Raw genomic sequence first — 14,346 nt, 5'->3', positions numbered from 1 at the left:
CGTGGGTCGCAGAAGCGGATTTTTGCGGAACTCGGTCACACTTCAGCCCAGCTTGCATTGCTCGTTGACCGCGTTCGAAGCCCAATTCTACGGCGCGTCGCCAGAGTGCCCGCCGTCTAAGCCACTCTCATTGTGAAAGCAGCACATGCCCACAATCGCCCTGGTCGACGACGACCGCAACATTCTCACTTCGGTTTCGATCGCGCTCGAAGCCGAAGGCTATCGCATCATGACCTACACGGACGGTGCGTCGGCGCTGGATGGGTTTCGCACGTCGCCGCCCGATCTTGCGATCCTCGATATCAAGATGCCGCGCATGGACGGCATGGAAACGCTGCGCCGGCTGCGCCAGAAGTCCGACCTGCCGGTGATCTTCCTCACCTCGAAGGATGAGGAGATCGACGAATTATTCGGCCTGAAAATGGGCGCCGACGATTTCATCCGCAAGCCGTTCTCGCAGCGCCTGTTGGTCGAGCGGGTCAAGGCCGTGCTCCGCCGCGGCCAGCCGAAGGATCCGACCGCCGCACCGAAGGAGCCGGACGCCCGCGCACTCGACCGCGGCCTGCTGCGGATGGATCCGGAGCGCCACACCTGCACCTGGAAGAACGAGCCGGTGACGCTCACCGTGACCGAATTCCTGATCCTGCAGGCGCTCGCCACCCGCCCCGGCGTCGTGAAGAGCCGCAACGCGCTGATGGACGCGGCCTATGATGACCAGGTCTATGTCGACGACCGCACCATCGACAGCCACATCAAGCGGCTGCGCAAGAAGTTCAAGGTGGTCGACGACGACTTCGAGATGATCGAGACGCTGTACGGCGTCGGCTATCGCTTCAAGGAAGCCTGATCTGCGCTTCCCGGGCGGCTTGTTAACTGACAGGCTCCGCACGGCTGGGGTAAGCTCGGGCGAACGATTGCTTCGCGGGACGACATCCATACCAACCGGCAGCTTTGCCAGTGCTTGATCGAACGCAGCTCGAGCAAGGCCTGAACACCGAGGACGCGTCACAGCTCCTCGATCAGGACGCCGTTGCCGACGAATTGGCGCAGGACAAGGGCTGGCGCCGTCCGCTCGGCTGGCTGCGCCGCGCCGGCCAGTTCTTCTTCGCGCTGTCGTTCTCGAGCCTGACGCGCCGCATCGTCTCGCTCAACCTTGCCGGCCTCGTCGCGCTGGTCGCCAGCATCCTCTATCTCTCGCAGTTCCGCGCCGGCCTGATCGAGGCGCGCACGCAGAGCCTTCTGGTCTATGCCGAGATCATCTCGGAGGCGATCGCGGCGTCCGCGACCGTCGAAGGCAATACCGTCACCATCGATCCCGATCGCCTGCTCGACCTCAAGCCCGGCGAGAGTTATGGCCAGCCGGACGAATCGGCTGACTTCCCGATCAATCCCGAGCGGGTCGCGCCGGTCCTGCGCCGCCTGATCGCACCGACCAAGACGCGGGCCCGCATCTTCGACCGCGACGGCGGGCTGATCCTCGACAGCCGCAATCTGTTCGCGCGCGGCGACGTGCTTCGCATGGAGCTGCCGCCGCCGTCCGAGAAGCCGTCGCTCTATGAGAAGACCAAGGCCACGATCAAGACCTGGCTCAACCGCGGCGACCTGCCGATCTACCGCGAGCTCGGTCCCGAAGGCGGCAAGGGCTATTCCGAAGTCGCGCAATCGCTCGAGGGAATGAAGGGCAGCGCGGTGCGCGTCACCGAACGCGGCGCGATCATCGTGTCGGTTGCCGTCCCGGTGCAGCATTTCCGCGCCGTGCGCGGCGCGTTGATGCTGACGACGCAAGGCGACGACATCGACCAGCTGGTGATGTCCGAGCGGCTCGCCATCCTCAAGATCGGCGGGGTCGCATCCGCCGTCATGATCATGCTGTCGCTGCTGTTGGCGAGCACGATCGCAGGCCCGGTGCGGCGGCTCGCCGACGGCGCCGAGCGCGTCCGCCACCGCATCCAGACCCGCGTCGAGATTCCCGACTTCACGGGGCGCCGCGACGAGATCGGCCATCTCTCCGGCGCGCTGCGCGACATGACCAACGCGCTCTACAGCCGCATCGAGGCGATCGAGATGTTCGCGGCCGATGTCGCCCATGAGCTGAAGAACCCGCTGACCTCGCTGCGCTCCGCGGTCGAGACGCTGCCTTTGGCGCGCAACGAGAACAGCCGCGCGCGGCTGCTCGCCGTGATCGAGCATGACGTCAGGCGGCTCGACCGGCTGATCTCCGACATCTCAGACGCCAGCCGGCTCGATGCCGAATTGCAGCGCCAGGACATGGCGCCGGTCGATCTGCGGCGGCTGCTGACGACGCTGACCGGCGTCGCCAACGAGACAAGGCTCGGCCACGACGTCGCCGTCGAAGCCCGCTTCGAGGGCCGCGGACCGACCGATACGCTGTCGGTACCCGGCCATGATTCACGGCTCGGCCAGGTGATCTCGAACCTGCTGTCGAACGCGCAATCATTCTCCAAGCCGGGCGACAAGGTGCGCATCGTCTGCCGCCGCACCCGCGGCGAGGTCGAGATCGTGGTCGACGATGACGGGCCCGGCATCGGCGAGGACGCGCTGGAGCGGATCTTCGAGCGCTTCTACACCGACCGGCCGCACCAGGGTTTTGGCCAGAACTCCGGCCTTGGGCTTTCGATCTCCAAGCAGATCATCGAAGCGCATGGCGGACGCATCTGGGCCGAGAACCGCTTTGGCCCTGCGGACGCAGACGGCAAGCCCACCGTCGCCGGCGCGCGTTTCGTGGTTAGGCTGCCAACACTATGAGCGACAATTCGAGCGTGCACGCATCCGCCGTTCTGGTCGGCGAGCGTGCGGTGCTGATCCGCGGCCCGTCGGGCGCCGGCAAGTCGCGTCTTGCCTTCGACCTGATTCTCGCCGGGCGCACCGGAGCGCTTCCGCCGGCCATTTTGGTGGGGGATGACCGTGTCCATCTCGACACAGCCGGCGAACAATTGTGGGTTCGTCCGGTTCAGCAATTGGCCGGTCTGATCGAGATCCGAGGCCTCGGAATCCGCCATTGTCCGTTCGCAGGCGAGGCCGTGGTGGGGCTGATCGTCGACCTCGCCGCCGACGACGCCGAGCGGCTGCCGTCGCCCGAGGCGCTCACGATTCGCCTTAATGGTGTTTTAATACCGCGAATTCCCGTCGGCATCGGCTTCCAACCCCTGCCGCTGGTTGTCGCTGCGCTGACGACAACCTGAAAGTTCATGTTCCCGTAATCTTGCGGCCAATTGTGGGAAGGGAATTGGTAACCATATCACATCCACTATCGCGTCGGATTTTGCCGGCGCAGCCTCCCCTCTCTACCGCCAGGAACCGGGAGACTAGCCAAGATGCCCTCTTGCGCAGGGCCTCTGGATGGTCAAAGTGGCGCGTTCGTGCGGTGCACCAAAGGGCGCCCGCGAGGAGTTTCCGATGATTGGTCTAGTGCTGGTGACCCATGGGCGCCTTGCCGACGAGTTCCGAGCGGCGCTCGAACACGTCATGGGTCCGCAGAAACAAATTGAAGCGATTACGATCGGGGCCGAGGACGATTCCGATCTCTGTCGAAGCGACATCATCGAGGCGGTGAACCGCGTCGATAGCGGCGACGGCGTTGCGATTCTCACCGACATGTTTGGCGGCACGCCGTCCAACCTTGCGATCTCCTGCATGAGCCGCCCGAAGGTGGAAGTGCTCGCAGGCATCAACCTTCCCATGCTGGTCAAGCTTGCCAAGGTTCGCGAGGAGCGTTCGCTGCCCGACGCGATCGCGATGGCCCAGGAAGCCGGCCGCAAATACGTCACCATCGCCAGCCGCGTTCTCGCAGGCAAATGAGCGACGAGGCTCCGGGCGGAAATCAAATCGGCCCGGGCGTGCCAGCGGGCGCTATTTCCCGTGAGTTGCTGATCGTCAACAAGCGCGGCCTGCATGCGCGGGCATCGGCCAAGTTCGTCCAGCTGGTCGAGCGCTTCAACGCCGAGATCTGGGTCACCCGCGGCACCGAGACCGTCGGCGGCACCTCGATCATGGGCCTGATGATGCTCGCCGCCGGGCCCGGCACCACGGTCGTGGTCTCCGCAAAGGGCGAGGAAGCGCAACGGGCGCTCGACGCCATCGCCGAGCTCGTCGCCAGCAAGTTCAACGAGGAAGGCACGTAAGGCGCGCTCGTCCGCCGCTACGCCAAGCTATCACCGTCACCCTGAGGAGCGCGCATCGCGCGCGTCTCGAAGGGTCGACGGCCCGACTGTGGCCGTGCATCCTTCGAGGCTCGCAAGAGCTCGCACCTCCAGCGACAAAGGCGAAGCCTTTGCGCGGGGATGACGGAAGCAGCAAAAATGCCGCAGCGCTACTTCGCCGGCGGCACCAGATAGACCTTCCAGACCGTCGACGGACCGGGATGGCCGTTGAAGAAGCGCATGGTGGTCATCACCAGCGGCTCGGCATCCTTGGCGTGCTCCGCCATCCACGCCTCGCAGGGCTTCAGGAACACCGGATCGGTGGTGTCGCAGACGCCGATGAAGCCGAGACGCTTGGCTTCGTCGAGCGACGTCAGCCCCGACGACCAGGCTTCGCCCGGCACCAGCGATGCCGGATGATCCGGACTGTAGAACGTCATCGGCTCGCCGATATCGGACCGCGCGACGACCACGGCCCAGCGCGAATGGAATCTGTCCTGCCAGGTCTGGGTCAGTTCGCGCGCGAGCTCGGAGCGCGCGGCATAGGTCGAGCCGCCGATATGGTTGGACGCGATCTCCTGCGTCGCGATGCTGGGCGCGGCGATCAACGTGACGACCGTGGCCATGAACCAGATCGCGGTGATCGAGAACAGCGCCATGCGCGGGAAGCGAAGCGAGGGGATCGCGACCAGCGCCAGCGGCACCAGGAAGAACAGCGGGATGCCCCAATCGGTCTTGATATAGACGGTGAACGCCAGCGCGCCGAGCGGCGGCCCGATCGCGACGATCAGCTGGATGATCCAGACGTTGAGCGCCTGCGGAAGGTTGACGGCCGGATTGGGTCCGCGCGACCAGATCCGCGCCAGCACGTCCGACGGACGCCACGGCACCGACCCCAGCAGCAGCGCCACAAGGCCCAGCACGACGGGAATCGCGAGCAGCCCGAGATTGTGCACGACATAGCCGATCACGAGCTGCACGTTGAGTGCGCGGCTCGACAGCGCGTAGACGTCACCGGCATAGGTGAACGGCACGAAGTCCACCTCCTCCAGCCACACCAGATGCGGAATCATCGCCACCGCCATCGTGCCGATCGCAACCCATGGCGCCGGCGAGCGCAGGAATTGCGTCCGTTGCGGATGGATCAGCGCGGCCAGCCCGACGGCGCCGATCATCGTCACCACCCAGTACTTGGTCATCAGCGCCAGCATGCCGGCAAAGCCGAGCCAGAGACCCGATTTGAAGCTGCGCTTCTCGAACGCGTTCAGATAGGCCAGCACCAGCAGCGGCAGCGGCACCAGCTGCGCGAGATCGGCGTTGTATTTAAAGCCCTTGAAATTGAAGATCGGGTAGAGCGCGAGCATCACCACCATGAAGAACGCGCGGCGGCGATCGACGACGCGCAGCGCGATCAGCCAGCACACCACCAGCGCGAAGCTGACCGTCGTCATCGCGAGCGCATAGGTCGACCAGTTGGTGACGGGAAAAATCCTGAACCAGACCCCGGCGATCCAGCCCGACAGCGGCGGGTGCTTGCCATAGCCGAGCAGGAAGCGCTGGCCCCAGGCATAGGCTTCCGCAACATCCATATGGATGTCCTGCGCGGCCTTGAGCTTGACCAGGATCAGCGTCCACAGCACCGCATGAACCAGTACGAAGCCGATCACGAACCACAGGCTGGTCCCGGGATCGGTGGCGCGCGAGGCGATCCAGGCGGCGATCCGCCGGATCGTCAGCTTGCGGTTGGTGCGCCGGGCGGCGGGGAGCGTGGAGGCGGTCGACATGGCCTGTGCCTGAGGCATGCCCCGGAAAAGTGGGAAGCGGTTTCCCGGAAGGATCATGCCCGAATGGAAGCGGAAGCGCAGATGGGTGCTCATCTGCATTTCAGCGCGCTTTAGCGCGTTTTTGTGGCCAGTGAAATCAGCTTGGCGTGAGAACGCCTCCAGCAAGCGGATTCACTTTCCGGGAAGTCCGGCCGGGACTCGAGATGCATGGTATCGTAGTGATACCATTTGCCGCCCCAGATGAAGCCGTGGCGCGCGACGATGTCGACGATCTCGCGCGGCATCCGGTTGTTGCAGGGAATGTCTTGCCCTTGCCGGCCCACAGCCGGTCATCCCTAACTTTCAGGTTGAGGTCTATGGCGGCGGCGTAGCCATGCATGCTCATCCGCCCGGTGCCGGCAACGCGAAAGACGATTTTCAGGCCGCCGGACCTGCCAGGAACATGCCCGAAGATCGATCACGGCAACCCTGCCGGAAACGGCGCGGTGATTCGCCGTCACACCCCTGCAAAATACCGCAATTTGGTTGCCCGCGCGGGGGTGCGGATGCTATCCCGCGCCCATGACAACTGCCCCGATTTCGAACATCCGCAACTTCTCCATCGTCGCCCATATCGACCATGGCAAATCGACCCTTGCCGACCGCCTGATCCAGATGACGGGCGGCCTGTCGGATCGTGAAATGGCGGGCAAGGAGCAGGTGCTCGATTCGATGGATATCGAGCGCGAGCGCGGCATCACCATCAAGGCGCAGACCGTCCGCCTGAACTACCGCGCCAAGGACGGCAAGAATTACATCTTCAACCTGATGGACACGCCCGGCCATGTCGACTTCGCCTACGAGGTCTCGCGGTCGCTGGCGGCCTGCGAGGGTTCCCTGCTGGTGGTCGACGCCAGCCAGGGCGTCGAGGCGCAGACGCTCGCCAATGTCTATCAGGCGCTCGACAACAATCACGAGATCGTGCCGGTCCTGAACAAGGTCGATCTGCCGGCCGCCGAGCCCGAGAAGGTCAAGCAGCAGATCGAGGACGTGATCGGCATCGATGCGTCCGACGCCGTGATGATCTCGGCCAAGACCGGCGTCGGCGTGCCCGACGTGCTGGAAGCGATCGTCACCCGCCTGCCGCCGCCGCAGGGCGACCGCGACGCGACCCTGAAGGCGCTGCTGGTCGACAGCTGGTACGACGTCTATCTCGGCGTGGTCGTCCTGATCCGCGTGGTCGACGGCGTGATGAAGAAGGGAAGCCGCATCCGCATGATGGGCACCGGCGCCGCCTATGACATCGAGCGCGTCGGCTTCTTCACGCCGAAGATGGAGCAGGTCGAGGAGCTCGGCCCCGGCGAGATCGGCTTCATCACCGCGGCGATCAAGGAAGTCGCCGACACCCGCGTCGGCGACACCATCACCGATGACAGGAAGCCGATCAGCGAGATGCTGCCGGGCTTCAAGCCGGCGATTCCGGTCGTGTTCTGCGGCCTGTTCCCGGTCGACGCCAACGACTTCGAAACGCTCCGCGCGGCGATGGGCAAGCTGCGGCTGAACGACGCCAGCTTCTCCTACGAGATGGAAACCTCCGCCGCGCTCGGCTTCGGCTTCCGCTGCGGCTTCCTCGGCCTGCTGCACCTGGAAATCATCCAGGAGCGGCTGTCGCGCGAATTCGACCTCAATCTGATCGCGACCGCGCCGAGCGTGATCTACAAGATGAAGCTGACCGACGGCACCGAGCTCGAGATCCACAACCCGGTCGACATGCCCGACGTGGTCAAGATCGCCGAGATCGAAGAGCCGTGGATCGAGGCGACGATCCTCACCCCCGACGAATATCTCGGCAGCGTCTTGAAGCTGTGCCAGGACCGCCGCGGCTCGCAGAAGGAGCTCACTTATGTCGGCTCCCGCGCGATGGTGAAATACGACCTGCCGCTCAACGAGGTGGTGTTCGACTTCTACGATCGCCTGAAGTCGGTCTCCAAGGGCTACGCCTCGTTCGACTATCATCTGACCGATTACAAGCCGGCCGACCTAGTCAAGATGCAGATCCTGGTCAACGCCGAGCCGGTCGACGCGCTATCGATGCTGGTGCATCGCACCCGCGCCGAGGGCCGCGGCCGCGCCATGGTCGAGAAGATGAAGGAGCTGATTCCGCCGCACATGTTCCAGATCCCGATCCAGGCGGCGATCGGCGGCAAGGTGATCGCGCGCGAAACCGTCCGCGCGCTGCGCAAGGACGTCACCGCGAAGTGCTACGGCGGCGACATCACGCGCAAACGCAAGCTTCTGGAGAAGCAGAAGGAAGGCAAGAAGAAGATGCGGCAGTTCGGCAAGGTCGACATCCCGCAGGAAGCCTTCATCGCCGCGCTCAAGGTGGATAGCTGAGGCGGAGCCGCCGGCGCGACTGTTGCGCATTCTTGTCCCAGCAACAAAACGCACCATGATTTGAATCGCCACTGCATCGCGCTCCGACTAGACTGCGATCATGTTGCGCATCCTGTTCCTCCTTATCGTCATCCTCGCACTGCTGCAGCCGGACCTGAGCTCGGCCGCCTCCTCGAAGAAGCGGCACGGCGCCCGCTGGCACGGCTATGGCTTCCTGCCCGGCTACCGGCAGCCGCCGAACCAAACCATTCCGGTGTTCGGCCCGCGCGGCGCCGCGCGCGGCTACCCGGACTATTCGCCGCAATATTGGTATGGCGGCGATTGGTACTATTTCGGCCGCCCCGGATTCTACCGCGGCCGCTACAATGGCGGCAGCTTTGGTCCGTGTTGGACCTGGACGCCGATCGGGCGGGCCTGGCAGTGCGGGTAGAGCGTTTTCGAGCGAAGTGGCTCCCGGTTCGCGTGAAGAAAACGCGTCAAAGCAAGAATCTAGAGCCCCGTTCCGATTCTATCGGAACGGAAAAGGCTCTAGCCGCGCCTCGCTGCGACATCCTGCGCACGCAACTCACAATCCGCTGATCCCGGAATGCGAGGCATGTTGCCCGTCATGTTGCCCCTGGGCCTCGGATAGGCCACCATCCTCCCTGCGCGCACCACAAAAAACAACAGCGCCGGGGGAAACGCATGAGCAAGGCCGCTCGGTTCGATTATGGCTGGGTCGTCGTCGGCGCGGGTGCGCTGATGACCTGCGTCGGCTTCGGCACCATGCTGTCGCTCGCGGTGTTCCTGCAACCGATCTCGGATGCAATGGGTTGGTCGCGCGCCGGCATCTCGGCCGCGGCGACGCTGGATTTCCTCTGCATGGGTTTTGCAGCGTTCGCCTGGGGCGCGCTGTCGGACCGCTTCGGCACCCGCATCGTGGTGCTGGCGGGCAGCCTGCTGCTCGGGCTTGGCCTCGTGACGGCAAGCCAGGCGCAGAGCCTGTGGCAATTCCAGCTCTGCTTCGGCGTGCTGATCGGGATCGCGGCCGGCAGCTTCTATGCGCCGATGATGGCGCTTGCCAGCGCCTGGATCGACAAGCATCGCAGCCTCGCGGTCGCGCTGGTGTCGGCCGGCATGGGCGTATCGCCGCTGACCGTCGCGCCGTCGGCAAGCTGGCTGATCACGGCCTATGACTGGCGCTTCGCGATGTTCGTCATCGGCATCGCCGCATGGGCGCTGCTGATCCCCGCGTCGTTCCTGGTGCGCCCGGCGCCGCAGGGAACGGACGTCGCAATCCCAACCGCCGCGAACGCGCCGCAAACCGAATGGACCGCGGCGCAGGCGCTGCGCACGCCGCAATTCATCACGCTGGCACTGGCGCATTTCGCCTGCTGCGCGGCGCATTCGGGACCGATCTTCCACATGGTGTCCTACGCCATGGTCTGCGGCATCGCGCCGCTCACCGCGGTCACGGTCTACAGCCTCGCCGGCTTCTCCGGGCTCGGCGGACGGCTGCTGCTCGGCGTGCTCGCCGACCGGCTCGGCGCCAAGCCGGTCCTGGTCGGCGGCCTGCTGGTGCAGGCGCTGTCGATCGCGACCTATCTCGCGGTGGCACAGCTCGGCGAATTCTACGCGCTGTCTGTGGTGTTCGGCCTCGCCTATGGCGGCGTGATGCCACTCTACGCCGTGCTGGTGCGCGAGTTCTTCGGCGCGCGCATCATGGGCACGGTGTTCGGCGCGGTGTCGGCCTTTGCGAGCCTCGGCATGGCGCTCGGGCCGTGGGCCGGCGGTTACGTGTTCGACACGTTCCACGGCTATACGTGGCTTCACGCCGGTTCGTTCGCGATCGGCCTTGCCGCGGTCGCGGTGGCGCTGAGCTTCTCCACCAAGCGCCAGCCGTCGCTCGATCTCGGCCGCGCCGCCGCCTGAGCGCGGACGCATTCGTCACGCTCGCGCGCACCGGCATAACGGATGGATAGCTGATCTGCATCGGCGCCGTCCCGCCTTGCCCTCTTTTGCCGGATGAGCCACCATCGCCTGGCCTGCCCAACAAGAATGACAGAAGGCGCCGAGGACACGCATGAACAAGCCGCAGGGATTCGACCTTGTCGAGCGGGCGCGCGCGCTGGCGCCGCTGATCACAAGCGAAGCCGACGAGATCGAACGGACACGGCGGCTGACGCCATCGGTCACCGCGGCCCTGGTCGAGAACGGGCTGTATCGCGCGCTGCTGCCGAAGCGTTTTGGCGGCGCCGAGGCGACGCTGGACGCCTTCATGCAGATGCAAGAGGAGATCGCCAAGGCCGATGCATCCACGGCGTGGTGCCTCGGCCAGTGCAGCGTCTGCGCCATGACCGCGGCCTATCTCGAACCCGACGCTGCGAACGAGATCTTCAACACCGCGCCCGGCATCCTCGCCTGGGGCGCGATCGCCCATGAGGTCCGCGCCGAGCCCGGCGGCTATCGCGCCAGCGCGCGCTGGGATTTCGCCTCGGGCTCGCGGCAGGCGAGCTGGCTCGGCGCCCATGTCCGCGTCGTCGAGGCCGACGGCTCACCGCGCAAGAAGGCCGACGGTTCGCCGGAGATCCGGACCATCCTGTTCCCGATGTCGTCAGCGACAATGTATGACGTCTGGGACGTGATCGGCCTGAAAGGCACCGGCACCGATTCCTATTCGGTCGACAACCTCTTCATTCCGGAAAAATTCGCCGCGCTGCGCGACGATCCCAGTGCGTGCCGCGAGCCGGGTCCGCTCTACAAGCTCTCCACCAACATGGTGTTCAGCATGGGCTTTGCCGCCACCTCGCTCGGCGTCGCCCGCGCCATGCTGGACGCGGCGACCGAGCTTGCCCGCGGCAAGACCCCGCAAGGCCTCAAGGCGATGCGCGACAACAACGCCGTGCAGGGCCAGATCGGCCGCACCGAGGCGAGCCTGCGCGCCGCGCGCGCCTATCTCTACGCGACAGCCCACGACGTCTGGAGCGATCTCGTCCGCGGCGATCCCATCACCGAGGCGCATCGCGTCGCGATCCGCATCGCCTCGACCTGGACCATCCACCAGTCGGCCGCCGTGGTCGACATCGCCTATCACATGGCGGGAGCGACGGCCGTGTTCGCCAGGAACCCGTTCGAGCGACGGTTTCGCGACATGCACGCGATCGCGCAGCAGATCCAGGCGCGCGACACGCAGTATGAGGACGCCGGCAAAGCGATCCTGGCGGGCAATCTGGGCGCCCCGCCGTCGGCGCGCTGAGGCGCGATCAAGTCAGATACGGCATCCCGGTTTTGGGCCAGAAGCAGAACAGCCTTGCGCGGCGTGACACGTTTCAAAAAGGTGACCAGCCTGAATGGATCACCCAATCACCAACGCAGTCTGTAGGATGGGTGGAGCGCAGCGATACCCATCATCCCTCCGCGCGGATAAAGGTTGATGGGTATCGCTTCGCTCCACCCATCCTACGACGCTAAAGCTCTTGATACGGCTGTGTGTCTCAGCGCTCCCAGACCTTCGAGGTTTTTCGTCCTCGCAAGAGCTGACGTACGCCGAGCAAAATGCCGGTCACGGCCAAGCAAAGCGCCAAGACCAACGAAAAACCCATGAACATAATGACGATGCTTGCGCCCCTTCCAACGGCGAAGTACAGCGCTGCGGATGCCACCGTGAAACCAAGCGTGATTGCGAGCTGAAAAAGCCAGTACCGCATCCATCTCATTTTCCGACATTAACACGAATAGCCGCGTCGCCTATCAATGGCTCTCGGTTTTCCGCGCTCTTGTTTGGCGGGTTACTGTTTAAGCCTCTTCGTCCGGGGAGATTAGCGTCGGCCCACAAGCGGCAAGGTCGGCTTCGAGCCCAACCTGATCTCGATTGAGCTGCATGGTACGAAAGTAGCACCGGCGACCATGGTCGCGGCACGAATACCGGCGGCGCAACATCCGGTTGTTAAGCTTTTTCTGGGAGTTTGCGGACGGCGCTAATGCCTGGAGTTCCGCTGGTCCCATGTTCACGCTTCGATCGATTGCCGCCCGCCTGATCCTGGCGATTTCACTGACCGTCGCAGTGGCCTGCGCCATCCTCGGCGGCTTCTCCATCAGCCAGCAGCGGGCGCTGACGCGGCTCGCGCTCGATCAGCAGCTCAAGCTGCAATATGACAGCGTGATTGCAGCCATCGACTACGAGGGCCGCGCCGCGCTCGCGGTCTCGGCGGTCATCGCCGCCTTGCCGCCGGTCGAAGATGCCATCGCCAAGGGTGACCGCGACGGCCTCGGAAAGCTGCTCGGCGCCCCCTGGGCGTCGATGAAGGCGCAGGGCATCCCGCTGATCTCGTTCTGGCAGCCCCCGGCGACCAGCTTCTACCGGGTCCATGCGCCGAAGACTTTCGGCGACGACGCCTCGACGCGGCGCACGACGGTGGTGGAATCGAACAGGACCGGCAAGCCGATCGTCGGCGTCGAGCCCGGCCGCGAGGCGCTTTCGATCTTCGGCATGACCCCGATCATGCACGAGGGCAAGACACTGGCCAATGTCGACGTCGGCGCCGCGTTCGGCAAGGAATTCGTCGACCGCGCCAAGAAGCGCTTCGGCATCGACCTTGCCGTGCATTCCTTCGACGGCCAGAGCTTCAAGCGGCTGTCCTCGACATTCGGCGACACCGTGGTCGCGACCCAGGACGAGCTCAAGCGGGTCATGAACGGTTCGGCCCTGCTGCGCGACGCTGTTCTCGACGGCCATGCGGTGGAGCTCTATCTCGGCCAGATCAAGAACTATGCCGGCGAACCGGTGGCCGTGCTCGAGATCGTCAAGGACACCAGCGACTACGAAGCCGCCGCGGCAAGTGCGCAGCGCAATCTGATCCTCGGCACGGTCGTGATCCTGGCCGCAGCCGTGCTGCTCGCGTTCCTGCTCGGCCGTGGCCTGTCGCGGCCGCTCACCGCGATCACCGCTGTCATGAACCGCCTGTCCAGCGGCGACACCAGCGTCACGATACCCGGCAGCGAGCGCCGCGACGAGCTCGGCACGATGGCGAAGGCGGTCGACGTATTCCGCCGCAGCATGGTCGAAACCTCCTCGCTGCGCGAGGCGCAGGAGGCCGACAAGGTGAAGGCGGAGGCCGACAAGCAGGCATTGCAGCGGCAGATGGCCGACCGTTTCGAAGCCGACGTCAAGGGCATGGTCGCCGCCGTCGCACGGTCCTCGGGCGACATGCAGCGCGTCGCCAACGAGATCACGGCCAGCGTCAACGGCGCCTCCGAACGGACCTCGGCGGCAGCCGCCGCGTCCGAGGAAGCCTCGGCCAGCGTCAATGCGGTCGCAGCCGCAACCGAAGAGCTGGCGTCCTCGATCACCGAGATCGGCCGCCAGGTCACCCATTCCAGCCGCGTCGCCGACAGCGCCGTGACCAAGGCCATGGAGACCACCGAGATGGTGACGAGCCTTGCCGCATCGGCAGAGAAGATCGGCGACGTGCTGCGCCTGATCAGCGCGATCGCCAGCCAGACCAACCTGCTGGCGCTCAACGCCACCATCGAGGCCGCGCGCGCCGGCGAGGCCGGCCGCGGCTTTGCCGTGGTCGCCGCGGAGGTGAAGGACCTGGCGAGCCAGACCGCGAAGGCGACCGAGGAGATCGCCGGCCAGGTCGGCGCGATCCAGTCCGCCACCGGCAATTGCGTCAGCGCGATCGGCGACATCAGCGGCACCATCCGCGAGATCTCGGGTATCGCCAGCGCGATCGCGGCCGCCGTCGAGCAGCAGGACTCGGCGACGCGGGAGATTGCCCGCAGCGTGCAGCAGGCGTCCACCGGGACCGTCGAGGTCTCCGCCAATATCGCCGGCGCGAGCGAGGCCGCCGGCCAGTCGCGGGCCCTCACCGGCAATGTGCTGGATGCGTCCGGCCAGCTCGGCGATCACGCCGCCGCGCTGTCGCACAGCGTCGACACCTTCCTCGCCGGACTGCGCAATGCGGCCTGATCTTGCCTTGTCATAGGCACAATACCCGTCATCCGTCACCCCCGCGCAAAGGCTTCGCCTTTGCCGCTGGAGGTGGCCG

13 protein-coding genes are annotated in these 14,346 nt (G+C 65.4%); 10 read left to right on the top strand and 3 right to left on the bottom strand.

The window, feature by feature from the left end; all coding sequences use genetic code 11:
* The first annotated feature begins 145 nt into the window (after positions 1–145).
* The 5 genes from IF803_RS24890 (at position 146) to IF803_RS24870 (ending at position 4,142) form a co-directional block, all read left to right on the top strand.
* Positions 146–847, top strand: coding sequence for a response regulator transcription factor (locus tag IF803_RS24890; protein WP_016843287.1), 702 nt, complete (start codon positions 146–148; stop codon positions 845–847).
* A 110-nt stretch (positions 848–957) separates the two neighbouring features.
* Complete coding sequence (locus tag IF803_RS24885; RefSeq protein ID WP_461193804.1) at positions 958–2,766, top strand: stimulus-sensing domain-containing protein; 1,809 nt, start codon at positions 958–960, stop codon at positions 2,764–2,766.
* The gene (locus IF803_RS24880) at positions 2,763–3,203 is read left to right on the top strand and encodes an HPr kinase/phosphorylase (RefSeq protein ID WP_304498397.1); all 441 of its coding nucleotides are present in this window, start codon (positions 2,763–2,765) and stop codon (positions 3,201–3,203) included. The genes IF803_RS24885 and IF803_RS24880 overlap by 4 nt, the downstream gene beginning before the upstream one ends.
* Positions 3,204–3,417: 214 nt before the next feature.
* A complete protein-coding gene (locus IF803_RS24875; protein ID WP_021076632.1) occupies positions 3,418–3,819 on the top strand; it encodes a PTS sugar transporter subunit IIA in 402 nt (133 codons plus the stop codon).
* On the top strand, positions 3,816–4,142 hold the full coding sequence (locus IF803_RS24870; RefSeq protein WP_461193802.1) for an HPr family phosphocarrier protein: 327 nt from the start codon (positions 3,816–3,818) through the stop codon (positions 4,140–4,142). Before IF803_RS24875 ends, IF803_RS24870 begins: the two co-directional genes overlap by 4 nt.
* 188 nt (positions 4,143–4,330) lie before the next feature.
* Here IF803_RS24870 and IF803_RS24865 read toward each other — a convergent pair whose 3' ends face one another.
* Both IF803_RS24865 and IF803_RS24860 read right to left on the bottom strand, forming a co-directional pair.
* The gene (locus IF803_RS24865) at positions 4,331–5,944 is read right to left on the bottom strand and encodes a glycosyltransferase family 39 protein (protein ID WP_461193800.1); all 1,614 of its coding nucleotides are present in this window, start codon (positions 5,942–5,944) and stop codon (positions 4,331–4,333) included.
* A gap of 110 nt (positions 5,945–6,054) precedes the next feature.
* On the bottom strand, positions 6,055–6,228 hold the full coding sequence (locus IF803_RS24860) for a M15 family metallopeptidase (protein ID WP_461193798.1): 174 nt from the start codon (positions 6,226–6,228) through the stop codon (positions 6,055–6,057).
* A 277-nt stretch (positions 6,229–6,505) separates the two neighbouring features.
* On the opposite strand from IF803_RS24860, the gene lepA reads away from it, so the two are divergent.
* From lepA to IF803_RS24840, 4 genes are all read left to right on the top strand, one after another.
* Entirely contained in the window at positions 6,506–8,317 is a 1,812-nt protein-coding gene (gene lepA / locus IF803_RS24855) for a translation elongation factor 4 (protein ID WP_461193796.1), read from the top strand.
* 100 nt (positions 8,318–8,417) lie between these two features.
* Positions 8,418–8,747 (top strand): hypothetical protein, encoded by a 330-nt coding sequence (locus IF803_RS24850; RefSeq protein WP_461193795.1) that lies wholly within the window; start codon positions 8,418–8,420, stop codon positions 8,745–8,747.
* A gap of 254 nt (positions 8,748–9,001) precedes the next feature.
* Complete coding sequence (locus IF803_RS24845; RefSeq protein ID WP_461193794.1) at positions 9,002–10,228, top strand: MFS transporter; 1,227 nt, start codon at positions 9,002–9,004, stop codon at positions 10,226–10,228.
* 151 nt (positions 10,229–10,379) lie between these two features.
* On the top strand, positions 10,380–11,552 hold the full coding sequence (locus tag IF803_RS24840) for an acyl-CoA dehydrogenase family protein (protein ID WP_461193793.1): 1,173 nt from the start codon (positions 10,380–10,382) through the stop codon (positions 11,550–11,552).
* A 238-nt stretch (positions 11,553–11,790) separates the two neighbouring features.
* Here IF803_RS24840 and IF803_RS24835 read toward each other — a convergent pair whose 3' ends face one another.
* The gene (locus tag IF803_RS24835) at positions 11,791–12,003 is read right to left on the bottom strand and encodes a hypothetical protein (protein WP_461193792.1); all 213 of its coding nucleotides are present in this window, start codon (positions 12,001–12,003) and stop codon (positions 11,791–11,793) included.
* A gap of 296 nt (positions 12,004–12,299) precedes the next feature.
* On the opposite strand from IF803_RS24835, the gene IF803_RS24830 reads away from it, so the two are divergent.
* Positions 12,300–14,267, top strand: coding sequence for a methyl-accepting chemotaxis protein (locus tag IF803_RS24830; protein ID WP_461193791.1), 1,968 nt, complete (start codon positions 12,300–12,302; stop codon positions 14,265–14,267).
* Positions 14,268–14,346: the final 79 nt, after the last annotated feature.

Source organism: Bradyrhizobium sp. UFLA06-06 (assembly GCF_054820065.1).
The sequence above is the reverse complement of the archived record's forward strand: the minus strand, read 5'-3'. Positions and strand labels throughout refer to the sequence as shown.

What these genes read in the sequence shown, in the direction of transcription:
- IF803_RS24890 (WP_016843287.1), top strand. Translation starts at nt 146, where the DNA reads ATGCCCACAATCGCCCTGGTCGACGACGACCGCAACATTCTCACTTCG.
- IF803_RS24880 (WP_304498397.1), top strand. Translation starts at nt 2,763, where the DNA reads ATGAGCGACAATTCGAGCGTGCACGCATCCGCCGTTCTGGTCGGCGAG.
- IF803_RS24875 (WP_021076632.1), top strand. Translation starts at nt 3,418, where the DNA reads ATGATTGGTCTAGTGCTGGTGACCCATGGGCGCCTTGCCGACGAGTTC.
- IF803_RS24870 (WP_461193802.1), top strand. Translation starts at nt 3,816, where the DNA reads ATGAGCGACGAGGCTCCGGGCGGAAATCAAATCGGCCCGGGCGTGCCA.
- IF803_RS24865 (WP_461193800.1), bottom strand. Translation starts at nt 5,944, where the DNA reads ATGTCGACCGCCTCCACGCTCCCCGCCGCCCGGCGCACCAACCGCAAG.
- IF803_RS24860 (WP_461193798.1), bottom strand. Translation starts at nt 6,228, where the DNA reads ATGCCGCGCGAGATCGTCGACATCGTCGCGCGCCACGGCTTCATCTGG.
- lepA (WP_461193796.1), top strand. Translation starts at nt 6,506, where the DNA reads ATGACAACTGCCCCGATTTCGAACATCCGCAACTTCTCCATCGTCGCC.
- IF803_RS24850 (WP_461193795.1), top strand. Translation starts at nt 8,418, where the DNA reads ATGTTGCGCATCCTGTTCCTCCTTATCGTCATCCTCGCACTGCTGCAG.
- IF803_RS24845 (WP_461193794.1), top strand. Translation starts at nt 9,002, where the DNA reads ATGAGCAAGGCCGCTCGGTTCGATTATGGCTGGGTCGTCGTCGGCGCG.
- IF803_RS24840 (WP_461193793.1), top strand. Translation starts at nt 10,380, where the DNA reads ATGAACAAGCCGCAGGGATTCGACCTTGTCGAGCGGGCGCGCGCGCTG.
- IF803_RS24835 (WP_461193792.1), bottom strand. Translation starts at nt 12,003, where the DNA reads ATGCGGTACTGGCTTTTTCAGCTCGCAATCACGCTTGGTTTCACGGTG.
- IF803_RS24830 (WP_461193791.1), top strand. Translation starts at nt 12,300, where the DNA reads ATGTTCACGCTTCGATCGATTGCCGCCCGCCTGATCCTGGCGATTTCA.